Source organism: Metabacillus schmidteae (assembly GCF_903166545.1).
Lineage (GTDB): Bacteria > Bacillota > Bacilli > Bacillales > Bacillaceae > Metabacillus > Metabacillus schmidteae.
The window spans coordinates 542794-568728 of record NZ_CAESCH010000001.1 but is presented as its reverse complement, the minus strand read 5'-3'; the positions used below and the strand labels follow the sequence as shown (position 1 = coordinate 568728).

Genomic DNA, 25935 nt, shown 5'->3' with positions numbered 1-25935 from the left:
AGCGTTTTTCGTTGATTTGACAGCATTTTTACTAACTTTACACAATTCTACAAAAAACAGTGAACATCCTGTGGATAACTTTATTTTAAAACTAATTTCAATGAACTTTGACTAATTTACTTTGAAAAACAATAATTTTGTCGAAAAATAACGAAAAATAGGACAGAACCTCATTCAGTTCTGTCCTATTTTTTATGTTTAATATGAATGTAGCTCTAGACCGGGGTTAGCATTAAGTGCTAAATCACTTCTAATGCCCTTTTCAAATAAAATACTTCCAGCTGCAGCAATCATTGCTGCATTATCCGTACATAGCGATAACGGCGGAATAATTAACTCTACCTCTTCTTTACTAGAGAATTCTTTTTCTAATGCAGCTCGTAGACCTTTATTTGCTGCTACTCCACCTGCTAATAATAATTGCTTTACTTTATATTTATCCACAGCTTGGGCAGTTTTTGTTACTAATACATCTACAACACTTGCTTGAAAACTCGCAGCAACATCCTTTGGATCAAGCTCGAGGCCTTTTTGCTTAGCATTGTGTAAAGTATTAATAACCGCTGACTTAAGACCACTAAAGCTAAAGTCAAAAGAGCCTTCACCAAGCCATGCTCTCGGTAGATCAATATTCGCCTGTCCCTCATGGGCTAGACGATCAATATGAGGACCTCCCGGATATGGAAGACCAATTGTTCTAGCAACCTTGTCATATGCCTCACCTGCAGCATCATCCAACGTTTCACCTATTACTTCGAAGTGTCCATGTTCTTTCATATAAACCAATTCTGTATGTCCTCCGGATACAACTAAGGCTATTAAAGGGAATGTTAATTCTTTAATTAATCGATTTGCATATATATGGCCAGCAATATGATGAACACCTACTAATGGAATAGAATGTGAGAAAGCCAAAGCTTTTGCTGCATTAATACCTGTTAATAATGCTCCTACTAAACCGGGTCCTTCTGTTACTGCAATAGCTGAAATATCATCAAACGAAAGCTCAGCTTGTTTCATTGCTTCCTCAAAAACTATTGTTAATTGCTCAACATGATGTCTTGATGCAATTTCCGGGACAACACCACCAAATCGCTTATGACTCTCAATTTGAGATGCTACAACATTTGCTACAATCTCTCGTCCATTTTTCACAATGGCTGCAGCTGTTTCATCACAGCTGGTTTCAATACCTAATATATATTGATCAGTTTGACTCATACTATATTCACCCACATTACTAAAGCATCTTCCTGATTATCTGTATAATAGTTTTTTCTTATACCACCAGGTTCAAACCCTACTTTTTTATATAAAGATTGAGCAATATGATTTGATACTCTTACTTCTAACGACAACCTGCCTGCCTTCATTTCCCTGCTTAACTGCATGGCAAATCTCAATAGACCTTCACCTATTTTTTTCCCCCGAAAATCTGGATGGACTGCAATATTGGTGATCTGGGCATCCTCCATAATCACCCACAACCCACAGTAACCAATCACTTGTTCCTCATGTTCAACGACGATATATTTTGCAAATAAATTTTGCTCTAGCTCATAATATAAGGACTCTTTCGTCCATGGTGCAGAAAAAGATTGACATTCTATTTGATAGACTTCGTCAATGTCCTCTTTTCGCATTTTTCTAATTGTGTATTGTTTTTCCACAGTAGCCACCATCTTATTTTTGTTGCTCAAGCCACTTTGCCTCTGCTTCAGCTAATCTGATATAATTTGGAACTAGATTATGAACAGCTGTTGCTTCTTTCTTTAACCCTAATAGACCTAGTTCACTCGGCCTTGGATTATGTAAAGAAACACTTCCTATTACAGCCCGACCTCCGAGTAATCCCACTATCGTATCTTTGTGAATATGAACATCATTACCTAAAAATAAAACATGTTTATTGCTTTCATCCAAGTGGCTCAGCCACTCAGTTAATAGCAAATTTTGGTCTTGTTCAACCGTCACTAATTCACTATTTTCATACTGATATAATCCTGTATAAACTTGTCCTCTTCTTGCATCAAAAATCGGGGAAATAAGTCCGTCAAAATAGCGGCCATTTGCAGCCAAAATTTCTAAACTGGATATTCCTACAATAGGAATCTTTAAAGCCCATGCCATCGTCTTTGCAATAGAAACTCCTATACGTACACCAGTGTATGAGCCTGGTCCTGTCGCAACAATAATCTTTTCTAAATCTTTTGGTGTAAGATCACAGTCATGTAGTAGCCTCTCAATTGCAGGCATTGCTCGAACAGAATGATTTTTCTTTAAATTTGTTATATATTCGCCTACAACTGTTTCTTCCTCTACAAGGGAAATTCCCAGCACATTATTCGTCGTGTCTATAGCTAATGCTTTCATCACTTAACTCCTTACATAGTTCAACATAATGATTTCCTCTCGGTATCATTATAATTGTCCGTGTTGTTTCATCCACATAAAGAATCTTTATATCTAAACGTTCATTTGGCAGCTGATCTTCTATTAAGTGAGCCCACTCTACTACTGTTATACCATTGCCGTGGAAATACTCATCAAAACCAAGGTCTTCATCCGCATCTTCAACACGGTATACATCCATGTGATAAAGCGGCAATCTACCATCTCTGTACTCTTTAATAATTGTAAATGTAGGGCTATTTACATTTCGACTTATCCCCAGCCCTTTTGCTAATGCTTTAGTAAACGTTGTTTTGCCAGCACCCAAATCACCCTCAAGAGTGATGACATCATTTTCCTTTAACTTTCCAGACAAAAATTGTGCAATTGTTGCTGTATCTTCACTGCTTTTTGAAATAAATTTAAATTGATCCACTTTACTCACCTTAACTTATTTTTTGAAGTGGTTATATCCAGATTTCTCTAGTTTTACATACTCTTGATTCTTTGTTATTAATAATACCTCTTTATGACTGGAATCAACTATCCCTATTTTGGTGATCTTAATACCTACCTCATGACAGGAATTCTTTAACTTTTCCCATGAATCGGGAGAAGTTGTCCCAACTAACTCGTAATCTTCTCCGCCAAATAAAACCCAGCCTTGAATATTATAAGTTGACTGTAATGTTAATAGTTCATCACTTATTGGAAGTGCCTCTTCATCTAATGTGATTCCGACTTGACTAGCTTCTGAGATTTCATTTAACTCACTTGCTAGTCCATCACTAATATCATTTAATGAAGCTCTGTTCAACTCGCCTACCAACCTGCCTGCTTTCACTTGTGGAACAGGCATTTTATGTTTTTCAATAAAATACTTTTTTAATGATACATTATGTAAAGAAGTTTGCCCTAATAAAATGGCTAATCCGGCAGCAGAATCACCAATTGTCCCTGTAACAAAGACAATATCCTCATCCTTAGCATTACTTCTTAGTGTTTTTCTGCCCTTCTCAACTTCTCCAATTACTGTAACTGTTATTACGAGTTTATCCGAGGTAGAAACTGTATCGCCACCCAATAGGTCCATTTTATATTCTGATGATATTTGCTTCATACCCTCATATATTTCTATAAGATCTTTCTCATGCCAATTAGATGGTACAGCTAGAGAAATCAAATAATAAAGAGGTTTAGCTGACATAGCAGCAAGATCGCTTACATTAACAGCCAAAGCTTTATAGCCTATCTCAAAAGGAGAAGACAAGTTTCTAAGGAAATGTACACCTTCAACCATTGTATCTACACAGACCACTTGATGACAGCCTTGAGATGATTCATAAACTGCCGCATCATCACCGATAGCCACTTTAACATTTTGCTGAAAGATACGATCCGGCTTTATCTTATTAATAAAATCAAATTCATCCATTTCGAATCTCCACGTTTCTATTATTTTGACCTATGAAAAAACCTTAGGAGTATTTCCTAAGGAAGTCATTTTTTTCGTAGAAAACTATTACATAGTGTAACCAAGTTTGACACATTCTATCGTATCATATTAAGTCTCATCGTGGTAATATTATTGCTTTTGGTTTTATTTAAAAAAAGACATAAAAAAAACGAAACATCTATGTTTCGCAAGCAATCAATTATATGGCGGTCCGGACGGGACTCGAACCCGCGACCTCCTGCGTGACAGGCAGGCATTCTAACCAACTGAACTACCGGACCAATATTGGTTGCGGGGACAGGATTTGAACCTGCGACCTTCGGGTTATGAGCCCGACGAGCTACCAGACTGCTCCACCCCGCGATAATAAAAATGATACTAAGATTTAATATGCACTTAATTTAGTGCTCTTACGGACCGTCCCGATTTCAGGAAGTTTAATCAAGATGTCATTCAATCGGTACGCTGAAGTATTTCAATGAAGCATATTCAATCGTGCTCCACCCCGCAATAATAATAATACCTGGCAACGTCCTACTCTCACAGGGGGAAACCCCCAACTACCATCGGCGCTGAAGAGCTTAACTTCCGTGTTCGGCATGGGAACGGGTGTGGCCTCTTCGCCATCATTACCAGATATTATAAAGTTTGAAGGCATATTCCTTCAAAACTAGATAACGATTCACAATTCAATTCACTAAGCTTACGCTTTTTATTAGGTTAAGTCCTCGATCGATTAGTATCAGTCAGCTCCACACGTCACCGCGCTTCCACCTCTGACCTATCAACCTGATCATCTTTCAGGGATCTTACTCACTAATGTGATGGGAAATCTCATCTTGAGGGGGGCTTCATGCTTAGATGCTTTCAGCACTTATCCCTTCCGCACATAGCTACCCAGCTATGCCTTTGGCAAGACAACTGGTACACCAGCGGTGCGTCCATCCCGGTCCTCTCGTACTAAGGACAGCTCCTCTCAAATTTCCTACGCCCACGACGGATAGGGACCGAACTGTCTCACGACGTTCTGAACCCAGCTCGCGTACCGCTTTAATGGGCGAACAGCCCAACCCTTGGGACCGACTACAGCCCCAGGATGCGATGAGCCGACATCGAGGTGCCAAACCTCCCCGTCGATGTGGACTCTTGGGGGAGATAAGCCTGTTATCCCCGGGGTAGCTTTTATCCGTTGAGCGATGGCCCTTCCATGCGGAACCACCGGATCACTAAGCCCGACTTTCGTCCCTGCTCGACTTGTAGGTCTCGCAGTCAAGCTCCCTTGTGCCTTTACACTCTACGAATGATTTCCAACCATTCTGAGGGAACCTTTGGGCGCCTCCGTTACATTTTAGGAGGCGACCGCCCCAGTCAAACTGCCCACCTGACACTGTCTCCCAGCCCGATCAGGGCTGTGGGTTAGAATTTCAATACAGCCAGGGTAGTATCCCACCGACGCCTCCACCGAAGCTAGCGCTCCGGCTTCTCAGGCTCCTACCTATCCTGTACAAGCTGTACCAAAATTCAATATCAGGCTACAGTAAAGCTCCACGGGGTCTTTCCGTCCTGTCGCGGGTAACCTGCATCTTCACAGGTACTATAATTTCACCGAGTCTCTCGTTGAGACAGTGCCCAGATCGTTACGCCTTTCGTGCGGGTCGGAACTTACCCGACAAGGAATTTCGCTACCTTAGGACCGTTATAGTTACGGCCGCCGTTTACTGGGGCTTCGGTTCAAAGCTTCGCTTGCGCTAACCTCTCCCCTTAACCTTCCAGCACCGGGCAGGCGTCAGCCCCTATACTTCGCCTTGCGGCTTCGCAGAGACCTGTGTTTTTGCTAAACAGTCGCCTGGGCCTATTCACTGCGGCTTTTCCGGGCTATTCACCCTAAAAAGCACCCCTTCTCCCGAAGTTACGGGGTCATTTTGCCGAGTTCCTTAACGAGAGTTCTCTCGCTCACCTTAGGATTCTCTCCTCGCCTACCTGTGTCGGTTTGCGGTACGGGCACCTCTCACCTCGCTAGAGGCTTTTCTTGGCAGTGTGGAATCAGGAACTTCGGTACTATAGTTCCCTCGCCATCACAGCTCAGCTTACGTGACAACGGGATTTGCCTCATTGTCAGCCTAACTGCTTGGACGCGCTAATCCAACAGCGCGCTTACCCTATCCTTCTGCGTCCCCCCATTGCTCAAATGGTGAGGAGGTGGTACAGGAATTTCAACCTGTTGGCCATCGCCTACGCCTTTCTGCCTCGGCTTAGGTCCCGACTAACCCTGAGCGGACGAGCCTTCCTCAGGAAACCTTAGGCATTCGGTGGAGGGGATTCTCACCCCTCTTTCGCTACTCATACCGGCATTCTCACTTCTAAGCGCTCCACGAGTCCTTCCGGTCTCGCTTCACAGCCCTTAGAACGCTCTCCTACCATTGTTCGTAAGAACAATCCACAGCTTCGGTGATACGTTTAGCCCCGGTACATTTTCGGCGCAGAGTCACTCGACCAGTGAGCTATTACGCACTCTTTAAATGGTGGCTGCTTCTAAGCCAACATCCTGGTTGTCTAAGCAACTCCACATCCTTTTCCACTTAACGTATACTTTGGGACCTTAGCTGGTGGTCTGGGCTGTTTCCCTCTTGACTACGGATCTTATCACTCGCAGTCTGACTCCTGAACATAAGTCTTTGGCATTCGGAGTTTGACTGAATTCGGTAACCCGATGGGGGCCCCTAGTCCAATCAGTGCTCTACCTCCAAGACTCTCATTTCAAGGCTAGCCCTAAAGCTATTTCGGAGAGAACCAGCTATCTCCAAGTTCGATTGGAATTTCTCCGCTACCCACACCTCATCCCCGCACTTTTCAACGTGCGTGGGTTCGGGCCTCCATTCAGTGTTACCTGAACTTCACCCTGGACATGGGTAGATCACCTGGTTTCGGGTCTACGACCACGTACTCTTTCGCCCTATTCAGACTCGCTTTCGCTGCGGCTCCGTCTTATCAACTTAACCTTGCACGGGATCGTAACTCGCCGGTTCATTCTACAAAAGGCACGCCATTACCCATTAACGGGCTTTGACTACTTGTAGGCACACGGTTTCAGGATCTCTTTCACTCCCCTTCCGGGGTGCTTTTCACCTTTCCCTCACGGTACTGGTTCACTATCGGTCACTAGGGAGTATTTAGCCTTGGGAGATGGTCCTCCCTGCTTCCGACGGGATTTCACGTGTCCCGCCGTACTCAGGATCCACTCTGGAGGGAACGAAGTTTCAACTACAGGGTTGTTACCTTCTTTGACGGGCCTTTCCAGACCTCTTCATTTACTCCGTTCCTTTGTAACTCCGTATAGAGTGTCCTACAACCCCAAGAGGCAAGCCTCTTGGTTTGGGCTAATTCCGTTTCGCTCGCCGCTACTCAGGAAATCGCGTTTGCTTTCTCTTCCTCCGGGTACTTAGATGTTTCAGTTCCCCGGGTCTGCCTTTATTACCCTATGTATTCAGGTAAAAATACTACTCCATTACGAGCAGTGGGTTCCCCCATTCGGAAATCTCCGGATCAAAGCTTACTTACAGCTCCCCGAAGCATATCGGTGTTAGTACCGTCCTTCATCGGCTCCTAGTGCCAAGGCATCCACCGTGCGCCCTTACTAACTTAACCTTCGACATCGAAGATGTCATTTACTTCATTAATAAGAGAATCACTAAACTAAGCGTTTAAACTCAGTGAATTACTTGAATTGTTATCGTTATCTAGTTTTCAAGGAACATAAAGCACAGGATATTTATATCCTATGTGTTTTATTACTTATATTGAAAGATCCAATGATCTCTCAAAACTAAACAAAATACCAAGCGTACCTCATATCCTTAGAAAGGAGGTGATCCAGCCGCACCTTCCGATACGGCTACCTTGTTACGACTTCACCCCAATCATCTGTCCCACCTTAGGCGGCTGGCTCCTTACGGTTACCCCACCGACTTCGGGTGTTACAAACTCTCGTGGTGTGACGGGCGGTGTGTACAAGGCCCGGGAACGTATTCACCGCGGCATGCTGATCCGCGATTACTAGCGATTCCGGCTTCATGCAGGCGAGTTGCAGCCTGCAATCCGAACTGAGAATGGTTTTATGGGATTGGCTTGACTTCGCAGTCTTGCAGCCCTTTGTACCATCCATTGTAGCACGTGTGTAGCCCAGGTCATAAGGGGCATGATGATTTGACGTCATCCCCACCTTCCTCCGGTTTGTCACCGGCAGTCACCTTAGAGTGCCCAACTGAATGCTGGCAACTAAGATCAAGGGTTGCGCTCGTTGCGGGACTTAACCCAACATCTCACGACACGAGCTGACGACAACCATGCACCACCTGTCACTTCGTCCCCCGAAGGGGAACCTTCTATCTCTAGAAGTAGCGAAGGATGTCAAGACCTGGTAAGGTTCTTCGCGTTGCTTCGAATTAAACCACATGCTCCACCGCTTGTGCGGGCCCCCGTCAATTCCTTTGAGTTTCAGTCTTGCGACCGTACTCCCCAGGCGGAGTGCTTAATGCGTTTGCTGCAGCACTAAAGGGCGGAAACCCTCTAACACTTAGCACTCATCGTTTACGGCGTGGACTACCAGGGTATCTAATCCTGTTCGCTCCCCACGCTTTCGCGCCTCAGCGTCAGTTACAGACCAGAGAGTCGCCTTCGCCACTGGTGTTCCTCCACATCTCTACGCATTTCACCGCTACACGTGGAATTCCACTCTCCTCTTCTGCACTCAAGTTCCCCAGTTTCCAATGACCCTCCACGGTTGAGCCGTGGGCTTTCACATCAGACTTAAGAAACCGCCTGCGCGCGCTTTACGCCCAATAATTCCGGACAACGCTTGCCACCTACGTATTACCGCGGCTGCTGGCACGTAGTTAGCCGTGGCTTTCTGGTTAGGTACCGTCAAGGTACCAGCAGTTACTCTGGTACTTGTTCTTCCCTAACAACAGAACTTTACGACCCGAAGGCCTTCATCGTTCACGCGGCGTTGCTCCGTCAGACTTTCGTCCATTGCGGAAGATTCCCTACTGCTGCCTCCCGTAGGAGTCTGGGCCGTGTCTCAGTCCCAGTGTGGCCGATCACCCTCTCAGGTCGGCTACGCATCGTCGCCTTGGTGAGCCGTTACCTCACCAACTAGCTAATGCGCCGCGGGTCCATCTGTAAGTGACAGCTAGACGCCGTCTTTCAATTTCGAACCATGCGGTTCGAAATATTATCCGGTATTAGCTCCGGTTTCCCGGAGTTATCCCAATCTTACAGGCAGGTTACCCACGTGTTACTCACCCGTCCGCCGCTAATCTTCGGGAGCAAGCTCCCTCAGATTCGCTCGACTTGCATGTATTAGGCACGCCGCCAGCGTTCGTCCTGAGCCAGGATCAAACTCTCCAATAAAGTGTTTGATATAGCTCATAAAAGTTTGTACTATATAGTACGTTTTTGTTAATCGAAATTAACGTTGGCACGCTTGGTTTTGTTTAGTTTTCAAAGATCATTTTTTTGGAGCGGGTGAAGGGAATCGAACCCTCATCATCAGCTTGGAAGGCTGAGGTTTTACCACTAAACTACACCCGCAAATTGATACGTCTGGTCGGGAAGACAGGATTCGAACCTGCGACCCCTTGGTCCCAAACCAAGTGCTCTACCAAGCTGAGCTACTTCCCGTGAATGTATTATGGCGCGCCCGAGAGGAGTCGAACCCCTAACCTTTTGATCCGTAGTCAAACGCTCTATCCAATTGAGCTACGGGCGCAATATTAAATCCCACTATCTTTAAGCGACTTTACTATAATAACACCTTCAAACATTGAAGTCAAGTTCTTTTTCAAAAGAAAAACTTAAATGTTTTTTGGTGCGGCCGAGAGGACTTGAACCTCCACGGGGTCGCCCCCACTAGGCCCTCAACCTAGCGCGTCTGCCATTCCGCCACGACCGCGAAACTAAACAATGGTGCGGGTGAAGGGACTTGAACCCCCACGTCACAAGGACACTAGATCCTAAGTCTAGCGCGTCTGCCAATTCCGCCACACCCGCACGGTGTGTAAATGGTGAGCCATGAAGGACTCGAACCTTCGACCCTCTGATTAAAAGTCAGATGCTCTACCAACTGAGCTAATGGCTCATTTTATAATGAGAAGTATAACAATGGTTTCTAAATAAAAATGGCTGGGCTAGCTGGATTCGAACCAACGCATGTCGCAGTCAAAGTGCGATGCCTTACCGCTTGGCTATAGCCCATCAATAAAATGAATTTCAAAACAAAAACCACAAGGATTAAATGATATCACATCTTTCATTGCTTTTCAAGATGTTTTTTAAAAAACAATGGCGGTCCGGACGGGACTCGAACCCGCGACCTCCTGCGTGACAGGCAGGCATTCTAACCAACTGAACTACCGGACCGAATTTTTTAAAATACCTTTAGAAATAAATAGGAGGTGGGCTTTTAGCTTTCGTAAGTGCACCCACTTCCTACTATCCTACGATATGATATGACCCGTACGGGATTCGAACCCGTGTTACCGCCGTGAAAGGGCGGTGTCTTAACCGCTTGACCAACGGGCCATAATGTTATGGCGGAGAAGGAGGGATTTGAACCCTCGCGCCGCTTACGCGACCTACACCCTTAGCAGGGGCGCCTCTTCAGCCACTTGAGTACTTCCCCATATGGCTCCGCAGGCAGGATTCGAACCTGCGACCGATCGGTTAACAGCCGATAGCTCTACCACTGAGCTACTGCGGAATAACTTCTTACAGATTTTCTTAATTATATTAATCAAGGCTCGTTCTGTCAAGACTTTCGTTATCAAAACTATTTAATTAATAATGGCCATCAGCGACGGCTTTTATAATTTAACACAGTATCAACTTTAGAGTCAACCCTTTCTGTAAAGATAGATTTTTCCAGCACATTTTCCGCAAACAAGCCTTGTTGTATCCACCCTTCTCTTTCTTTTATATTCTTGATGACAATCACGACAACGATATATTAAAATTGGTTTCCGAGCTTTTGTTTCATTACTTAATGGACTACAAAACCTCGGAGCTCCTACCTTCTTTAATAATAATTTAAAATCTTGATCACCATGCTTATACCCTTTCCCTTCTATATGAAGATGGTAATGACAAAGTTCATGTTTGATAATCCCAATCACTTCATCCAATCCATACTCATGAAAATATTTAGGATTAATATCAATGTTATGACTATGCAACATGTATCTCCCACCTGTTGTTCTCAGACGGTTATTGAAATAAGCTCTATGCTTAAACTTTTTATTAAAATAAGTTAATGATATGTCTTCAACTAACTTTTGCAACATTTGATCATTCATAAAAATCCCTCATTTCATGTAACACTCCAATAGATTCCTGCATACATTATAAACACCCATACTCCATTATAATAGCTAAGGAGGTATGAGCAATGCCATCATGGTTACAAAATCAAATGCAACGAGCATTTTTAGAAAAAAATCGTTATCAAATAAAATTACTTAATCAGTGCTGGTTTTTTTATAGAGAAAAACACTGCTCATAAGGCAGTGTTTCTTCTTATTTATTAGTTATTAAGCATCGTGAGTGCTACTCGACCTTTCTTAAAATCTACTTCATCCACCCAGACTGTAACAACATCTCCTACCGAAACAATATCTAATGGATGCTTCACAAAAGACTTGCTCAACTTAGAAATATGTACAAGGCCATCTTGTTTAACCCCAATATCAATAAATGCTCCGAAGTCAACAACGTTTCTTACAGTTCCTTGTAACTCCATTCCTTGTTGCAAATCCTCTAATTTAAGAACATCTTTTTTTAATAACGGCTTAGAAACTTCGTCACGTGGATCTCTTTCCGGACGAATTAGAGCGTCACAGATATCCTTTAATGTTAATTCTCCAACTTCGAGAACCTCAGCAACTTCCTTCAAATTCAAGTTTTTAACTTTCTCCTTTAGTTCAACTGTTCCTAAATCTGAATATGAACCTTCCAATTGTTTAAGTAGATTTTCTACTTCAACATAACGTTCAGGGTGTATGCTTGTTCGATCTAATGGATGATCACCATCAATTACTCTTAAGAAACCAATACATTGTTCATATGTCTTGGCACCTAATCTCGGAATATCTTTTAGTTGTTTTCGATTAGAAAATCTCCCTAACTCCTCTCTCTTTTTCACAACATTGTTGGCAACAGCTTTACTTAGTCCTGCCACATATTGAAGAAGAGAAGGAGAGGCAGTATTTACATTAACACCTACTTGGTTAACAACGGTTTCTACAACAAAGGTTAAAGAATCATTTAGTTTTTTCTGTGAAACATCATGCTGGTACTGACCAACACCAACTGATTTCGGATCAATTTTCACTAATTCAGCTAAAGGATCTTGTAATCTTCTTGCAATTGAAACAGCACTTCTTTCTTCAACCTGTAAGTCCGGAAACTCTTCTCTAGCAAGATCAGATGCAGAGTAAACACTTGCCCCCGCTTCGTTTACTATTAGATAGGAAGTGTCACCGTTCAATTCTTTTAATATATCAGCAATAAATTGCTCTGTTTCCCTTGAAGCTGTCCCATTTCCTATAGCTACCACTTCAATGTTGAACTTCTTTAACACTTCTATTACTTTCGCTTTTGCCTGCTCATGTTTTTTAACAGGCGGATGTGGATAAATAACATCAATATACAGCATTTTCCCGGTCTCATCCACAACCGCTAACTTACATCCAGTGCGATAAGCAGGGTCAACCCCAAGAACCATTCTCCCTTTTAATGGAGGCTGCAGGAGCAGATTCCTTAAGTTTTCTGAGAAAATATGAATGGCGCGATCTTCAGCTTTCTCAGACAATTCTTTTCTAATTTCCCTTTCAATAGAAGGTTGAATTAATCTTTTATAAGCATCTTCAATTGCACTTACCATCACTTCGTTCACTATAGATGTTTTTTTCTTCAGTTCTTCTCTTTTAAGATATTCAATGATTTGTTCCGTCGGTGGTTGAACGGAAACCCTAATAACCTCTTCCTTTTCTCCCCGATTTAACGCCAGGACTCGATGTGGGACAATTTTATGAATAGGTTCTTCATACTCGTAATACATTTCATATACATTTTTTTCATCTTTTTCTTCATCCTTTGCTAAAGAAGAAATTTGTCCTCTACGAAATGTTGTATCCCGAATCCATTGTCGATATTTAGGTTGATCAGAAATTTGCTCGGCGATAATATCTTGTGCTCCTTGGATTGCCTCTTCAACAGTGCTTACTCCTTTTTCCACGTTAAGATATTCTTGTGCTTTTTGCTCTATGTTGCCTTGGGTAGGAAATGAAATAATCCATTCCGCAAACGGTTCCAATCCTTTCTCCTTTGCAACAGTTGCCTTTGTTCTTCTCTTTTGTTTATATGGTCTATATAGATCTTCAACCTGTTGAAGCTTCATTGATGACTTGATCTCAGCTGCGAGTTGCTCCGTTAACTTTCCTTGTTCATCAATTAAACGTAAGACTTCTTCTTTGCGACTTTCTAAGTTTTGAGTGTATGTCCACTTTTCTGATATATCCCGAATCTGCACCTCATCTAATGCACCTGTTTGTTCTTTACGATATCTAGCTATAAATGGTACTGTATTTCCTTCTTCCAGAAGTGAAATCACATTAGCCACCTGTTTTAAATTGATTCCAAGCTCTTTGCTAATGTGGTTCATAATACGTTCTTGTTTTTCTATCATCATATATAATCCTCCAAACGAGACATTTCCTTTTTCTATGTAAAAATATGAAAACACATATAAACATTTTACCAAAAATATCGTCGCTATTAAAATATGTCACCAAATTCACTAATTGTTTTAAAAATAGCCCAATAAAAATAGCCGACCAGCTATTTCAATCATTAAAACAGCTGACCGACTATGTATGTTAAATCGTCATTTCTATTATTCGTATATACGTCAAGTTGTCGTGATAGATCTTCAACAGAATTTCCTTTATTCAACAATGCTCTTACTCCCGGCAATACTAAACCATCCGTATAAATAATAAATTTAGAACCTTCTTCATAAGTAAAGGTTTGTGTTCGATACTTTTGTGGTTTACCTGATAAATACCCGAGAATTGGGAGTGGGTAAATAAATGCCCCTGAAGGTCCATAAAGCATAAAACGAATATTACCAACTGAACTATACGTAAAGCTCTTGGTATGAAAATCAAACTTTAAGATCGAGACTGTTGCCCCTCGTTTATCTTTGAGTTCGTCGTTACACAAATGCATTAAAACATCGACATCTTCATCATAGTTTTTTTCAACTAATGAACTAATGGCAGCAGATGATTCATTAGCCCTCTCTCCACTTCCAAGACCGTCGGCTAGAGCACATATCATAAAGTTTTCTGTTGTTTTTATATAAAAGCTATCACCACAACACGATTTACCTTCTTTAGGTTGTTGAAAAGCTAGTGTATGGACATGTTGGTTAGACTCTTTGACAATCATCTATTCAACTCCGGAGGCATGTCTTTCGAGAGCGCTTCCCTTAATTTTTGAATGGCTCTCCTTTGCAACCTTGATACATGCATTTGAGAAATTCCAAGTTGCTCACCAGTTTCTTTTTGGCTTTTGTTTAAAATAAAAGTACATTCAATAATATCTTTTTCTCTTTCAGATAAGACATGCAATACACTTTGTAACATAAGCTTTTGATTCACCTTCTCATACCCCTGATCCTGAGAGCCTACAATATCAAGAATCGTGACCGTACTGCCATCAGAGTCAGCTTCAATTGAGTGATCAACAGATAGTGCCTGATAACTTTTTCCCATTTCCATTGTTTCCAGAACTTCCTCTTCTGTCACATCTAAGTAATCAGCTATTTCCTGCACCTTAGGTGAACGTTGATTATCAGTCGTTAATATTTCTACTGCTGCTTTGATTTTAGGTCCTAACTCCTTAATTCTCCTCGGGACGTGTACACTCCATGTTTTATCCCTTAAAAATCTCTTAATCTCTCCAATAATGGTTGGTATCGCAAATGCTTCAAACGGCTTACCAACCGATGGATCATATCTTCTAATCGCGCCTAATAGACCAATCATTCCAACCTGTCTTAGATCTTCGTGGAAACTTTTCCCCTTAGAATATTTTTTCGCTAATGTTTCAACCAATCCAGTGTAGTGTTCAACAAGTGCTAGTTGAGCTGTTTCACATTCATTCCGTTGAAACTCAAGAATTAGCTCAATTATCTCTTCTTTAGTTAGTTTCATACTTTGAGATGGTTGTGCCATGATCAATCCGCTCCCCGCTTAAATACTTGATCATAAAGACCGTTACTCCAGAATTAACAAGTACACGGACTTCATCCATGAGCGTTTCCATCAAATAGAGACCTAAACCTCCTTCTGGAAGTTGATCAACAGGACTTGTAGAAGAATAAGGACCTAATTCATTTTTCGTTTTTTCAAAGTCAAAGCTTTTTCCATTATCAGCAATCATCACTTCAAGACGATCATCATAAAGACCAAATCCAACGACTACTTCGCCTTCCTCGCTGTTTTTATAAGCATGTTGCACAGCATTCGTACATGCTTCACTAGTTGCAATCTTTAAATCTTCTATCTCATCATATGAGTATCCCATTCTACTAGCAATACCAGAAAGTGTTAAGCGGATAATCCCTACGTACTCTGGTTTAGCCGGAACCTTCATCTCTATATAATCTACTAGTTGCTTCATTGTACCCCACCCTCTGATTTTGAAGATATATCAATGATGTCACTTAGACCTGTTATAGTAAATAAGCGTTCCAAACGATCTGACAACTCCACTAAATTCAATTGACCATTGTTTTTCCTCACAGTTTTTAACAATCCAACAAATACTCCTAAGCCCGTACTATCCATATAGGAGACGTTTTTCAAATTAATCGTAATGTTTGGGTTTGGTTCTTCCGCCAATGGTAAAATCGCTTCCCGTAACTTAGGTGCCGTATAGGCATCAATTTCTCCAGCAACGGAAACAACCGTTTGATCACCAAATTTATTTATCTCAACTTTTAAATTCATATGTTATCACCTCGAAAAGAACTTTTATGTTACTACATACCCCATAAAATGTTTTATTAAACCATTCTCTTCATGATTATTAAAGTGAAATCATCTCTTAACTGAAAATCCTGCATCTTTTCAAAATGTCTATAAATTTTATCCACCATTTCCTGAGCAGATAAATTTTTGTATTGGTTAATCAGATCAGTAATGGCAGATCTTTCAACAAACCCTTCATCTGTTCGTGATTCGGTGACTCCATCTGATAATAAAACAATCATATCACCTAGTTCTACTTTTTTCTGGAATTGTTGATATTTATAATTTTGATCTATACCTAAAACAAGTCCTTTGGCATCTAAATCTTCAAACGTTTGTGCTGTAGCTTTAAAATAAAAGCCTGGCTCATGTCCTGCTGATGCATATGTAAAAATATGATCTTCAATATTATACATTCCATAAAACATCGTAATAAACATACTCGGATCTACATTACGTTCAACGACTCTATTAAGGTTCTCCAAAATTTGATTTGGATTTTTACGTGATTCCGGAAAGCTGTCCATCGCATATTTAATCATCGACATGCACAAGGCCGCAGGAATACCTTTTCCTATCACATCCGCAACAGCAATACTAATTCCTTGGTCGTCTTGAACAAAGTGATGATAATCACCATTCATGTGCTTTGCCGGGACACTGATTGCCCCAATATCTAACGATTGAATAGTAGGCACCGATGTCTCAAGAAGTGTTTGCTGAACATTTGCAGCAATTTGTATTTCAGATCGGATCTCCAGTTGTTGGTCTCGTAAGCTTTGATGCTCTTGATAAGCAAGACCATATCCTATCATGACCTCCAGTAGGAAATCTAATGAGGATAAAACATCCTTTTGTATATCTGGAAAAAGCTCTTGCAATACTTTCCGATGAGTACTAATAATCTCTTCAGGTGGTATTTGATGCTCTATCGTTTTCCTACTAAATTTCTGCCCTTGATATAGAGCAGTTTCTGTTTGTTCATTTAGGAAATTTCTAAGTAGTTCCCGATATCTCGGTTCCAGCACATCACGATAATCCATTTACATCCTCCTACCGAAGCCATTTCACCGCCTGAATTTCAGTTCCTTCACCTACCGAGGAAGAAATATCAAATCCATCCATTAAACGTTTCACACCTGGTAAACCTGCTCCCAGTCCCCCGGAGGTTGAGAAGCCGTCTTCCATCACTTTACGTATATCAGGAATTCCCGGTCCATTATCAATGGCTATTATTTTCAAACCTTTTTTACCAAGGTCCTGAATGCGTTCAATCCGCATTTCTCCTTGTCCTGCATATAGATATATATTACGAGCTAATTCGGAAATAGCGGTTGTAATTCGCGCTTGATCAACCGTACCGAAGCCAAGCTCTTTTGCAACATTCCGACCGAGTTGTCGTGCTGCTACAATGTCCCATTCGGTGACAATTTTGACACAGGATTGGTTTTCCATGTTTTACTCCCCCAACTCCCGCTGTAATGTTTCCAGACCTTTTTCTAAATCTAAGGCTGTTTGTACATCCTCAAGCTGGATGCCTAATTCAATCAATGTAATGGCTACAGCTGGTTGTATACCTGTCAATACAACTTTTGCACCCATCAATTTTGACATGCTTATTACATCACCCAAAACCTTTGCAATAAAGGAATCTATGACATCTACAGAGGTTAGATCAATGACCACTCCATTAGCACCTGTTTCATGAATTTTATGAAGTAGATCCTCTTGGAATTGAAGAGCTGTTTGGTCATCTAACTCCCATTGAATTGAAATCAGCAAACAATTATACAATTTTAAAATCGGTATTCTAGGATTCATTTCGCTATTCCCCCAAGGATACAATTTGACGATTTGTCATTTCTAAAGCAGCTTCTATTCCCTTTTGCAGGCTGTTCTTTGTGATCACTTGACTCAGGTCAATTCCCAAGTTCACGATCGTTTGAGCAATCTCAGGTCTAATACCTACTAACAAACATTTTGCTCCTACCAATCTTACAGCTTCAGAGGCTTGAATAATATGATGTGCTACCATTGTATCAACAACTGGTACACCCGTAATATCAATTAAAACGACCTCAGCTCTATGTTTGACTACACCTTGAAGCAAGTTTTCCATAATCCGCTTCGCTCTCTCCGTATCAATCGTACCTACTAATGGCATTACTGTAATATTATCAAACACAGGAATTAAAGGTGCAGATAATTCCTGGAGTGCAATCTTTTGAAGAGAAACAGTTCGCTCCCATGATGAAGCATAGTAATTTAAAACTTCACTATTAATCGGTGCAATCCATTTATCAAAAGCCCATACCAAGCTCATCTTTTCCTCTTCCGTGTTATTAGCAGTCATCCACTCAAACAAGATCTTACTCATGTCCGATAAACTCGTCGAAATAAAACGCAGCGACCATCCTAACTGGACAATCTTTTGCGAGAAGTCACTGATCTTACTCACAATTTCTTCGTCATCCGGATTCATAAAAGAATGGATTAATATATTAATATATTCATTGCAAATAGTTGTATAAGTATGGTCTGAAATAACAGATGATAGCTTTTGATCATCTTTCTCTTTCATTTTTAGTTCCCATTTTTCTATTAGTTCTTCTCTATTTTCTTGAATAAACGACAAAAACGGATTAGATACTTGATTCATGTTTCTGTTCTTCCTCCTTAAAAATTTACGGTCATGGAATCATTTTCAATTATACATTTATTATTAATTTAAAAAAAGATATACCAAGTATACCACTTTTTAGTTCGTATGTTTTTAGTGCCAGCCCTATTCCCATTCATATTGTAATATTATATATATAGAACTTTTATAGTAAAACAAAAAAGGCTGCTTAATTGGCACCCTTTTGTTTTGGTTGTGGCTATTTTTTATATTTAAAAAACATTAAAAATCGATAAGTCCTAAGCTTATTTGTAAAGCTTCATCAACTTTATCCATCATTTCATCATCAAGATGGGTAATTTTGTCAGTTAGTCTTTGTTTATCAATTGTTCGAATCTGTTCAAGAAGGATAACCGAATCCCTTTCAAACCCGTAACGCTTCGCATCAATCTCAACATGAGTTGGCAATTTTGCTTTTTGAATTTGGGCCGTAATTGCCGCTATAATGACTGTAGGACTAAAGCGGTTCCCAATATCATTTTGAATAATTAATACAGGACGCACGCCGCCTTGCTCAGAGCCTACAACAGGGGAAAGATCGGCAAAATAAACGTCGCCACGTTTAACAATCAAATGATTAACCCCCGCTTACTAAGCGTTCTACGGTATGGTCAGCCTCAGATTCTGCCAAAAATGCTTCAGATGCAATGTTTAAATTAATCTTTGCCATTTCCATGTATCCACGTCTCATAGATTCACGAATCTGACGCTTTTTACGCTCTCGAATATACATCTTTGTCGCTTGATAAATAAGCTCGTTTCTGTTTCCGTTCTCCTGTTTTACCAGTCCATCTAATTCCGATACTAATGCTTGAGGTAACTGAATTAAAATTTCTGTTGTTGCGCTGGATTCAGACACAAACATACACCTCCACCAAACTTAACCATCCTATTATATTCATCCAAATTTAATAATAACATTTACTTCACCAGATGCAAAGCATTTTAATAAAGAAAAGCGAAAGCACCTGGATTACTATTACATTTAAAAGTAAAATAGGGCTTTAGCTGCTCATTAAGCTATGAAAATGATTCTAAACTCACTATTATTGCAGTACTTTATCCATCGATCTTCTGTTCCTGACTCAAACCTCTGTTCATTTATAAGCTTGTCTTTTAGCTTTTAGTGAAAGTGCTTTGGTCTAATCCTCTGATATTTATGCAAAGATAATGATCATGACTACCCTTAAATGTTTACCCTTCTCTATTATCGTCATGTATTTTTAATTTATTCATTTTATTGGGGACATTTCAAATGTTAGGATTCAATGGTCATATTAGTTAAAAGCGGATTGATTAGCTCACAGCTTTTGTTACCTTTAAAATATAAACGCGGAACGCGACTTGTAATCATACAGGGAATCTCATAGTTGATCGTGTCAAGACGATTTGCAACCTCATCTATGGAGATCTTTTGAGTGTCTTGCTTACCGATTAGTGTGACTTTAGTCCCCACAGGCAGTTCGTAAGGTAACCTTACCATACATTGATCCATACAAATTCTGCCTACAAGAGGAAATCTTTGACCAAGAATCAGTACTTCAGAGTCTCTTAATTTTCTTATCCATCCATCAGCATAACCAATTGGCAAAGTTCCAATCCATTCATCTTCCATCGCCTCATAAGTTGCACCATAGCTAATCTTCGTTCCTTTTGGCACCTTCTTAACATGAACTAATTTTGTTTGTAATGAAAAAGCTTCTTCCAACGTGAACGGAAGGCTATTTTTCATATCGACTGAAGGTGATAATCCATACATCGATATCCCTAATCTTACTGCATTATATAATTTCGAAGGGAATTTTAGCCCTGTTGCACTATTTGCACAATGAATAAGCAATTTTTCATGAGGGATAAATGATAAAAATTGCTGAAACCTTTTATATTGAGTTAAAAAATATGACGGTTCATCTTCATCTGCGGTGGCAAAATGAGTGAAAATCCCAGTAATTTGAAAGTGTGGTGAAGATTCTACATAGTTAACTATTTTCTTTAACTCACTTTCTTCCCTTACACCTAGGCGGCCCATTCCTGTATCAACCTTAATATGAAGCTGAATACCATGAGACATACATGCATTACCCGCTTCCATAAGCCAGTCAATTGAAAAACAGGTAATGATAAGATCATACTTATTTGCAAGCTCAATATCAGCCGCACGAATTGCCCCCAACACTAATATTGGAGCTTTTATCCCTTGTTGTCTCAATGATATCGCTTCGTCTATAAACGCAACAGCCAGCATGGATGCACCTGCATGAAGTGCTGATTCTGCAACTTGCTTCGCCCCATGTCCATAGCCATTTGCTTTAACAACAGCTATTAAATCGACAAGGTCACCAATATGATTTTTCATATTTCGGACATTTTGTTCAATAGCATCCAAATTTACTTCTACCCAAGTATCACGATAAAAATCCGCTTGCATAAATCCACTTCCTCATCTTATCTTCTATGAATGATTATCTCGATTATGAGACGGTAATGTCAAATAATGATGAGAAAAATTTGAGGAAAAATGATAAATGAATGTCGTGGTAAAGATATGAGGTTTATATTGAAGAGAACATCGGGTGGATGTCCCACCCGATATCATTTATTTAGCAGTTTGCCCTTGAACAGATTGAGCAACCATTAACATTTCTTCTTCTGATAGATCTTCTGACGCTAACATATAATCTACTCCTTCATGTGTCCATGTTAGAGACGTTTCTGACATTGCACCAATTGTGAAGCCTAAATCAGCAGGGTACCCTTCAACATAGGTTGATGCTGAAGCAGATGCCGGTGTTGCAATCTCTGCTGTTTCCTGGATTAACGTGAATGATTTTTCTCCACCAAAGCTTAAGATGACACGTTTTCCATTTTCAGTTTCGACTTCCGTTTCTTCTAGCAATTTAACACCGTTTGGTTGCTCTAAAGGATACTTCACAGCAAATGGCTCACGGTCTCCTTGTGCCATTGTCGGAACTTCAATTTGAGCACTTGACATATTTTTCTCAACATCAAATGAATTATCATCAAATGATGCATTAAATTCAAAGCTGGCAAACTCAACAACAACTAATGGATTTCTATCTGTATCCATGACTTTCACCATTTTTGGTGCTAAATCTTTTTTATTGAATGTAATTTCTTGTGAAGGAAGCATTTTGTTATTTTGATAATTTGTTTTTGTTTCAAATACATAGTTGTCTTCAGCTGCACTAAATTTCGCTTCTGTATCCTTTAAAATATCACTAACCAATGATTCAAAAAGATAAGCTTGACTGCTGTTTTGAGGCCACTCACTTTGGAAACGGAAACTCTTATTTAGTGCCGGAGTTAATACAAATACCCCTTCATCATTTCGCAAAATCATTTGACTTTGGTCTTTTTGTGAATTCTTTAGGTTTACTCGATAATAGGATGGATCTTTGTGCCAGATTTCAATTTCATACTCTTGGGGTTCACTTCCTGTTTGAAGCGTCATTTTCCCCTTCGCTTTATAACCCGACATCTCCTCAACCTTCTTTTCTAACGATTGGACGACGTCAGCCTGTGATTTCTCCCCACATGCCGCAAGAACTACTACTGTTAAAAGCCCTACTAAAAATAACACCAAGCTTTTTTTCAACTTTTTCAGCCCCTTTGCCTCATATAACGTTATACAGGAAGAATGTTTCACTAGACCTCATCCCATGACACACACATATATTTTTAGATGATTTCTAAGCAAACAACTTGTCTTCCCTATCGCATTACCCAATATATGAGACAACCTTTTCGAATATGCAGACTACCCCCAGGAAAAAGGAGAAAACAAAATAAAAAAGAAGCAAAGGGTAAATCCCCCTCACTTCTCTTGTAAAACAACTTGAGCAGCTGCATATTGACGTGTATGTGTAATTGACACAAAAATACGTAAGTTATTGGGTGTGTCCTTCAGAATATTGATATTCGGCTTTCCTTTTTCATCATTCGTAACCTCGATATCCTGAAATCCTATCTCCTCTCCTATTCCTGTTCCTAATGCTTTTGAATAAGCTTCTTTAACAGCAAATCGTCCTGCAAGAAATTCAACCTTTCTTTCTTTTGAAAGAGTCGCGAATTTCTCAATTTCATTTAATGTTAATATCCGTTTTATGAAGCCCGGCTGACGATCAACAATTCTTCTTATGCGATCCAGTTCAATAATATCCAAGCCGATTCCTGTTATCATATGTAATTCAACACCTTCCAAACCTATTCATAGTACTAATTACCATAAATCGAACATATTCGTGTTAGTATAAAGTGAGACTTCCATCGGTGGGGCTTTCTTCCCCCAATGATGGTTAGCGAAACTTATCACGCATAAAGCGCCACATCCTGTGGCTGCGCCTGACTTGGACGCCCTGTCCTTTGTCGGATCTTTACGGACAGTTATCTCCCTCATATCTCCGTCGTTTCTCTCGGTTCCCAAAGTTGGAGTCTTACTGCCCGTTAAGATTGGGGATAAAATTAATTGTCATCAAAACAAGCTGCTCGTACATGCTGGTGTCACAAACAGCATTTTCCCTGCCTAAAATAAAAACCTAAAAGGAGGACATGATGTTTACTAGATCAGAAAACTTCCGTACATTTCTACATTTATATCCTGTTGTATCGATTCTTATTGGTATTCACATCTTATTTTGGTTCCTATTTCAACTACCTATTCCTCAACTTAAGATCTTATTAGGTTTATTAGATGGATATAATGCCGGGGTTGCAAACGGAGAGTATTGGCGGCTTATAACACCTGTCTTCCTTCATATAGGTTTTGGTCATCTATTCTTTAATTCAATCTCTCTCATCTTATTTGCTCCAGCGTTAGAAAGAATGCTGGGGAAAACGAAATTTATGATCGTTTATATCGGTTCTGGACTTGTAGCCAATATTGCCACATATATCATAGAGCCGCTTCAATACTCTCATATTGGAGCTTCAGGTGCCATCTTTGGCATATTAGGTGTATATTTATTTATTGTTGTTTTTAGAAAAGGACAAATAGACCAAGCGAATTCACAAATCATCATTAGTATCTTAGTCATCGGTCTTGTCATGACCTTTTTTAACACAAATATAAATGTTGTCGCGCATATTTTCGGGATGATTGGAGGCTTTTTATTCGCTCCATTTGTTATTAAAAAAAGGGCTCAATTCTCACATCAATCCTTTTACAGCGCGAGCACCAATCGATCTAAATTCACCTTTCATTTTCGCCCCAAACATATCATTTGGATATGCTTTATTATCCTTATTTTACTCGGTTTTATCTTTAGGCTATCTTAGAAAACAGACACAGCCGATCGCTGTGTCTGTTTTTTTAAAAGCTTACTTATTTTTTTCGTATGAATACCAGTTTACAATTTCTTCAACATCTTGTTGATCAAGATCTTTCACTGTAAAGTTGCGACCCAGAAGTCCTGATTTTATTGTACATTCAAAAGTCTGCAAAGCGACTCTTTTTTGGAAATACGTTGTTTTACTCTTCATTGATTGTAGTCGATTCCGATTAACGAGCACATGTGTTTTGGATATGACGCGGAACACAACATTTAATTGATCTCCATGATAATTCCAACCAGCATCCATGTATGAAGCATATCCCCACCAGGCAGCAACAGGTAATAGAATGATTGATAGATAGCCCCAAGGTGGAAGAAAGTATGCTACAGGCAGAATAACGATAAGAGCAGGTATTGCCTTTCTAAAACAATAGCGGAGCATTGACCGCTTTGGTAATCGATGCAAGTCGTTTTGCTGCTTAAAATCAGGTAGAAATTCTACTAAAAGCTGTTCTACATTTTTCTTTGGTACAACAGGAAATAAGATGGTAGAAAGACCCTCGTCACCGGAATTTCCTCCTGCGCTTTCAATATAGATTGTCGTATATCCCAAAAGCTGCCTTAGAGGATTTTGAACAATTTGGATCGCCTGTATTCGCTTAGTTGGAATCGTAATTTGTCGTTTCTCAAAAATTCCTCTTGAAATTTTTAGTTCTTCATCACCTTTCGTGACAGTAAAGTATGCATATTTCAAGACCACCCCAATGATACTAAGTATCCATGCGATAAAAAAAGCAATGAAAATTAAGATTGCGTAAAGAGTAATGCTCGCATTTGTAAGGAATTCAAAACGGTCGATAATACGATCAAACGGAATAAATTCATCAAATTGAGAAACAAAGGCTGCTACTGCAGATATAATGACACCGATCCCACTTGAGGTACTGGCAGCAACTAACAAATCCTTTGCTGTCATTTTATAGGTGGGCAAATCCAGTATGACTTCCTCTTGTTCATCTACTGCAACAGAAGATTTTGATAGCTGCTTATACTTTGAGATTTCTTCCTGAATACGATCAGCTTCTTGTTTCTTAATAGCAGTTAAACTTACCTCAGCTTCCAAACCGCTGCCTGCTGTTTCAATCTGGAGCTTCACAAGTCGAAAAATTTGCTGGATAATTCCTGCACTTGTATTAATTGTTTGAATACGCTCAATTGGAATATATCTTTTTTTCTTAACAAAAACTCCATGTTCAATCCTTAATTCTCCATCTTTAATAAGATAGGTGAATTTCCACCATTCTAAAATACTGGTCAACACTACTAACAAAATTAAAAGACTTCCTCCAACAATGACATACACATTAAAAGATTCATTACTACTAACAAAAAAGAAGATGATTGCAGGTATGATATACGATTTTATCATTTTCACAAAGCTCAAAATCATCCCTACAGGGTGAATTCTTTTTGGCTCAAACATCATCATCGGTCACCCTTGCTAACTTCGAGATATGGTCTCTAAGCTGATCTGCTTCTGCAATATCAAGTGCAGGTATTTCATGCTTTGTAGCAGCTGTTGAAATTTCAATGGACGCTAATTTATTCTTTCTAAGGAGTGGCCCTTGATGTGTATCTACATGCTGAACCCTTACCATCGGTATTAACACCCTCTTAATAACAAAGAGGCCAAATTGCAAATCAATTTCATGCTCATGAACTTCATATCTCCATACCCGATGCCTGATTTTTGGAACTAAAAATACAGTAATAACTGAATAAATCCCCCATAGTCCTGCAGCACCGACTGTATACCAATATGACAGCTCAAGAAAATAGACACCTACTCCTGCGCCAATTACGATTAATAATAATATTCCGGAGGTTATTAGTGCACTAATCCTCCAGACAGTTAACGCCTTTAGGCTAATTTGATTTTGCGGTTGTTTTCTCAACCTACTCTCCCCTTCAAGACTTGATTCTATATACTTTTTTAAACATGAAAATTATCCCATTTTATTATAGCAT

At 40.1% G+C, this 25935-nt stretch carries 24 protein-coding genes, 13 tRNA genes and 3 rRNA genes; 2 read left to right on the top strand and 38 right to left on the bottom strand.

What is annotated here, in order from left to right:
• Positions 1-198 precede the first annotated feature (198 nt).
• The 22 genes from tsaD to HWV59_RS02760 all read right to left on the bottom strand — a co-directional run bounded on the left by tsaD (position 199) and on the right by HWV59_RS02760 (position 11196).
• Positions 199-1221, bottom strand: a complete 1023-nt coding sequence (gene tsaD / locus HWV59_RS02865) for a tRNA (adenosine(37)-N6)-threonylcarbamoyltransferase complex transferase subunit TsaD (protein WP_175638017.1) — start codon at positions 1219-1221, stop codon at positions 199-201.
• Positions 1218-1670: a ribosomal protein S18-alanine N-acetyltransferase gene (gene rimI, locus HWV59_RS02860; RefSeq protein ID WP_175638016.1), complete on the bottom strand. Its 453-nt coding sequence runs from the start codon at positions 1668-1670 to the stop codon at positions 1218-1220. The genes tsaD and rimI overlap by 4 nt, the downstream gene beginning before the upstream one ends.
• Before the next feature lie 13 nt (positions 1671-1683).
• The gene (tsaB, locus tag HWV59_RS02855; RefSeq protein WP_175638015.1) at positions 1684-2373 is read right to left on the bottom strand and encodes a tRNA (adenosine(37)-N6)-threonylcarbamoyltransferase complex dimerization subunit type 1 TsaB; all 690 of its coding nucleotides are present in this window, start codon (positions 2371-2373) and stop codon (positions 1684-1686) included.
• A complete protein-coding gene (gene tsaE / locus HWV59_RS02850; protein ID WP_175638014.1) occupies positions 2342-2827 on the bottom strand; it encodes a tRNA (adenosine(37)-N6)-threonylcarbamoyltransferase complex ATPase subunit type 1 TsaE in 486 nt (161 codons plus the stop codon). The genes tsaB and tsaE overlap by 32 nt, the downstream gene beginning before the upstream one ends.
• A 15-nt stretch (positions 2828-2842) precedes the next feature.
• The gene (gene thiL / locus HWV59_RS02845; protein ID WP_175638013.1) at positions 2843-3826 is read right to left on the bottom strand and encodes a thiamine-phosphate kinase; all 984 of its coding nucleotides are present in this window, start codon (positions 3824-3826) and stop codon (positions 2843-2845) included.
• Positions 3827-4051: 225 nt separating this feature from the next.
• Positions 4052-4128: transfer RNA gene (locus HWV59_RS02840), tRNA-Asp, on the bottom strand.
• Positions 4129-4133: 5 nt separating this feature from the next.
• Positions 4134-4210: transfer RNA gene (locus tag HWV59_RS02835), tRNA-Met, on the bottom strand.
• A gap of 158 nt (positions 4211-4368) precedes the next feature.
• A 5S ribosomal RNA gene (gene rrf, locus HWV59_RS02830) occupies positions 4369-4484 on the bottom strand.
• Between the two features lie 79 nt (positions 4485-4563).
• Positions 4564-7492, bottom strand: a 23S ribosomal RNA gene (locus HWV59_RS02825).
• 213 nt (positions 7493-7705) lie between these two features.
• Positions 7706-9256: ribosomal RNA gene (locus HWV59_RS02820) — 16S ribosomal RNA — on the bottom strand.
• The 16S, 23S and 5S rRNA genes sit together here with 13 tRNA genes alongside, the layout of an rRNA operon.
• A 106-nt stretch (positions 9257-9362) precedes the next feature.
• Positions 9363-9436: transfer RNA gene (locus HWV59_RS02815), tRNA-Gly, on the bottom strand.
• 13 nt (positions 9437-9449) lie between these two features.
• A tRNA-Pro gene (locus tag HWV59_RS02810) sits at positions 9450-9526 on the bottom strand.
• 11 nt (positions 9527-9537) lie between these two features.
• A tRNA-Arg gene (locus HWV59_RS02805) sits at positions 9538-9614 on the bottom strand.
• A gap of 97 nt (positions 9615-9711) precedes the next feature.
• Positions 9712-9797, bottom strand: a tRNA-Leu gene (locus tag HWV59_RS02800).
• A 12-nt stretch (positions 9798-9809) separates the two neighbouring features.
• Positions 9810-9895 (bottom strand) — tRNA-Leu (locus tag HWV59_RS02795).
• Positions 9896-9907: 12 nt separating this feature from the next.
• Positions 9908-9983, bottom strand: a tRNA-Lys gene (locus HWV59_RS02790).
• 41 nt (positions 9984-10024) lie between these two features.
• A tRNA-Gln gene (locus tag HWV59_RS02785) sits at positions 10025-10099 on the bottom strand.
• Between the two features lie 88 nt (positions 10100-10187).
• A tRNA-Asp gene (locus HWV59_RS02780) sits at positions 10188-10264 on the bottom strand.
• A 90-nt stretch (positions 10265-10354) separates the two neighbouring features.
• Positions 10355-10426, bottom strand: a tRNA-Glu gene (locus HWV59_RS02775).
• Between the two features lie 9 nt (positions 10427-10435).
• Positions 10436-10526 (bottom strand) — tRNA-Ser (locus tag HWV59_RS02770).
• A gap of 3 nt (positions 10527-10529) precedes the next feature.
• Positions 10530-10604, bottom strand: a tRNA-Asn gene (locus HWV59_RS02765).
• Positions 10605-10737: 133 nt separating this feature from the next.
• On the bottom strand, positions 10738-11196 hold the full coding sequence (locus tag HWV59_RS02760; protein ID WP_102232860.1) for a SprT family protein: 459 nt from the start codon (positions 11194-11196) through the stop codon (positions 10738-10740).
• A gap of 92 nt (positions 11197-11288) precedes the next feature.
• Between HWV59_RS02760 and cmpA the strand changes: the two genes are divergently transcribed.
• The gene (gene cmpA, locus HWV59_RS02755) at positions 11289-11402 is read left to right on the top strand and encodes a cortex morphogenetic protein CmpA (protein ID WP_098799762.1); all 114 of its coding nucleotides are present in this window, start codon (positions 11289-11291) and stop codon (positions 11400-11402) included.
• A gap of 21 nt (positions 11403-11423) precedes the next feature.
• Here the strand turns inward: cmpA and HWV59_RS02750 are convergent, their stop codons facing one another.
• The 14 genes from HWV59_RS02750 to acpS all read right to left on the bottom strand — a co-directional run bounded on the left by HWV59_RS02750 (position 11424) and on the right by acpS (position 22817).
• Positions 11424-13586 (bottom strand): Tex family protein, encoded by a 2163-nt coding sequence (locus HWV59_RS02750; RefSeq protein WP_175639962.1) that lies wholly within the window; start codon positions 13584-13586, stop codon positions 11424-11426.
• 164 nt (positions 13587-13750) lie between these two features.
• Positions 13751-14350 carry a PP2C family serine/threonine-protein phosphatase gene (locus tag HWV59_RS02745; protein ID WP_102232861.1) on the bottom strand — a complete coding sequence of 200 codons (600 nt, stop codon included), beginning with the start codon at positions 14348-14350 and terminating at the stop codon, positions 13751-13753.
• On the bottom strand, positions 14347-15138 hold the full coding sequence (sigB, locus tag HWV59_RS02740) for an RNA polymerase sigma factor SigB (RefSeq protein WP_102232862.1): 792 nt from the start codon (positions 15136-15138) through the stop codon (positions 14347-14349). The genes HWV59_RS02745 and sigB overlap by 4 nt, the downstream gene beginning before the upstream one ends.
• The gene (rsbW, locus tag HWV59_RS02735) at positions 15104-15586 is read right to left on the bottom strand and encodes an anti-sigma B factor RsbW (protein ID WP_102232863.1); all 483 of its coding nucleotides are present in this window, start codon (positions 15584-15586) and stop codon (positions 15104-15106) included. Before rsbW ends, sigB begins: the two co-directional genes overlap by 35 nt.
• Positions 15583-15915 (bottom strand): anti-sigma factor antagonist, encoded by a 333-nt coding sequence (locus HWV59_RS02730; protein WP_102232864.1) that lies wholly within the window; start codon positions 15913-15915, stop codon positions 15583-15585. Before HWV59_RS02730 ends, rsbW begins: the two co-directional genes overlap by 4 nt.
• A gap of 56 nt (positions 15916-15971) precedes the next feature.
• On the bottom strand, positions 15972-16979 hold the full coding sequence (locus tag HWV59_RS02725; RefSeq protein WP_175638012.1) for a PP2C family protein-serine/threonine phosphatase: 1008 nt from the start codon (positions 16977-16979) through the stop codon (positions 15972-15974).
• Between the two features lie 10 nt (positions 16980-16989).
• Entirely contained in the window at positions 16990-17391 is a 402-nt protein-coding gene (locus HWV59_RS02720) for an anti-sigma regulatory factor (protein ID WP_102232866.1), read from the bottom strand.
• A 3-nt stretch (positions 17392-17394) separates the two neighbouring features.
• Entirely contained in the window at positions 17395-17757 is a 363-nt protein-coding gene (locus HWV59_RS02715; RefSeq protein ID WP_026562076.1) for an STAS domain-containing protein, read from the bottom strand.
• A gap of 4 nt (positions 17758-17761) precedes the next feature.
• Positions 17762-18595: an STAS domain-containing protein gene (locus HWV59_RS02710; protein ID WP_175638011.1), complete on the bottom strand. Its 834-nt coding sequence runs from the start codon at positions 18593-18595 to the stop codon at positions 17762-17764.
• Positions 18596-18838: 243 nt separating this feature from the next.
• A complete protein-coding gene (gene ndoA, locus HWV59_RS02705) occupies positions 18839-19189 on the bottom strand; it encodes a type II toxin-antitoxin system endoribonuclease NdoA (protein ID WP_026562078.1) in 351 nt (116 codons plus the stop codon).
• 4 nt (positions 19190-19193) lie between these two features.
• Positions 19194-19475, bottom strand: coding sequence for a CopG family ribbon-helix-helix protein (locus HWV59_RS02700; RefSeq protein ID WP_026562079.1), 282 nt, complete (start codon positions 19473-19475; stop codon positions 19194-19196).
• A gap of 399 nt (positions 19476-19874) precedes the next feature.
• A complete protein-coding gene (gene alr, locus HWV59_RS02695) occupies positions 19875-21044 on the bottom strand; it encodes an alanine racemase (protein ID WP_175638010.1) in 1170 nt (389 codons plus the stop codon).
• Positions 21045-21212: 168 nt separating this feature from the next.
• Complete coding sequence (locus HWV59_RS02690; RefSeq protein WP_175638009.1) at positions 21213-22232, bottom strand: LolA family protein; 1020 nt, start codon at positions 22230-22232, stop codon at positions 21213-21215.
• Between the two features lie 219 nt (positions 22233-22451).
• The gene (gene acpS / locus HWV59_RS02685; RefSeq protein ID WP_102232870.1) at positions 22452-22817 is read right to left on the bottom strand and encodes a holo-ACP synthase; all 366 of its coding nucleotides are present in this window, start codon (positions 22815-22817) and stop codon (positions 22452-22454) included.
• Between the two features lie 371 nt (positions 22818-23188).
• On the opposite strand from acpS, the gene HWV59_RS02680 reads away from it, so the two are divergent.
• Entirely contained in the window at positions 23189-23911 is a 723-nt protein-coding gene (locus HWV59_RS02680; protein WP_175638008.1) for a rhomboid family intramembrane serine protease, read from the top strand.
• A gap of 42 nt (positions 23912-23953) precedes the next feature.
• On the opposite strand, the gene HWV59_RS02675 is transcribed toward HWV59_RS02680, so the two are convergent.
• Together HWV59_RS02675 and HWV59_RS02670 are read right to left on the bottom strand one after the other, a co-directional pair.
• On the bottom strand, positions 23954-25393 hold the full coding sequence (locus HWV59_RS02675; protein ID WP_175638007.1) for a PH domain-containing protein: 1440 nt from the start codon (positions 25391-25393) through the stop codon (positions 23954-23956).
• On the bottom strand, positions 25383-25862 hold the full coding sequence (locus tag HWV59_RS02670) for a PH domain-containing protein (RefSeq protein ID WP_175638006.1): 480 nt from the start codon (positions 25860-25862) through the stop codon (positions 25383-25385). Before HWV59_RS02670 ends, HWV59_RS02675 begins: the two co-directional genes overlap by 11 nt.
• Between the last annotated feature and the right edge of the window lie 73 nt (positions 25863-25935).

Bases quoted from the DNA above. Each gene is read 5' to 3' on its own strand.
- tsaD (WP_175638017.1), bottom strand. From the start codon at position 1,221: ATGAGTCAAACTGATCAATATATATTAGGTATTGAAACCAGCTGTGAT.
- tsaB (WP_175638015.1), bottom strand. From the start codon at position 2,373: ATGAAAGCATTAGCTATAGACACGACGAATAATGTGCTGGGAATTTCC.
- thiL (WP_175638013.1), bottom strand. From the start codon at position 3,826: ATGGATGAATTTGATTTTATTAATAAGATAAAGCCGGATCGTATCTTT.
- HWV59_RS02760 (WP_102232860.1), bottom strand. From the start codon at position 11,196: ATGAATGATCAAATGTTGCAAAAGTTAGTTGAAGACATATCATTAACT.
- cmpA (WP_098799762.1), top strand. From the start codon at position 11,289: ATGCCATCATGGTTACAAAATCAAATGCAACGAGCATTTTTAGAAAAA.
- HWV59_RS02750 (WP_175639962.1), bottom strand. From the start codon at position 13,586: ATGATAGAAAAACAAGAACGTATTATGAACCACATTAGCAAAGAGCTT.
- HWV59_RS02745 (WP_102232861.1), bottom strand. From the start codon at position 14,350: ATGATTGTCAAAGAGTCTAACCAACATGTCCATACACTAGCTTTTCAA.
- sigB (WP_102232862.1), bottom strand. From the start codon at position 15,138: ATGGCACAACCATCTCAAAGTATGAAACTAACTAAAGAAGAGATAATT.
- rsbW (WP_102232863.1), bottom strand. From the start codon at position 15,586: ATGAAGCAACTAGTAGATTATATAGAGATGAAGGTTCCGGCTAAACCA.
- HWV59_RS02730 (WP_102232864.1), bottom strand. From the start codon at position 15,915: ATGAATTTAAAAGTTGAGATAAATAAATTTGGTGATCAAACGGTTGTT.
- HWV59_RS02725 (WP_175638012.1), bottom strand. From the start codon at position 16,979: ATGGATTATCGTGATGTGCTGGAACCGAGATATCGGGAACTACTTAGA.
- HWV59_RS02720 (WP_102232866.1), bottom strand. From the start codon at position 17,391: ATGGAAAACCAATCCTGTGTCAAAATTGTCACCGAATGGGACATTGTA.
- HWV59_RS02715 (WP_026562076.1), bottom strand. From the start codon at position 17,757: ATGAATCCTAGAATACCGATTTTAAAATTGTATAATTGTTTGCTGATT.
- HWV59_RS02710 (WP_175638011.1), bottom strand. From the start codon at position 18,595: ATGAATCAAGTATCTAATCCGTTTTTGTCGTTTATTCAAGAAAATAGA.
- alr (WP_175638010.1), bottom strand. From the start codon at position 21,044: ATGCAAGCGGATTTTTATCGTGATACTTGGGTAGAAGTAAATTTGGAT.
- acpS (WP_102232870.1), bottom strand. From the start codon at position 22,817: ATGATAACAGGAATCGGCTTGGATATTATTGAACTGGATCGCATAAGA.
- HWV59_RS02680 (WP_175638008.1), top strand. From the start codon at position 23,189: ATGTTTACTAGATCAGAAAACTTCCGTACATTTCTACATTTATATCCT.
- HWV59_RS02675 (WP_175638007.1), bottom strand. From the start codon at position 25,393: ATGATGTTTGAGCCAAAAAGAATTCACCCTGTAGGGATGATTTTGAGC.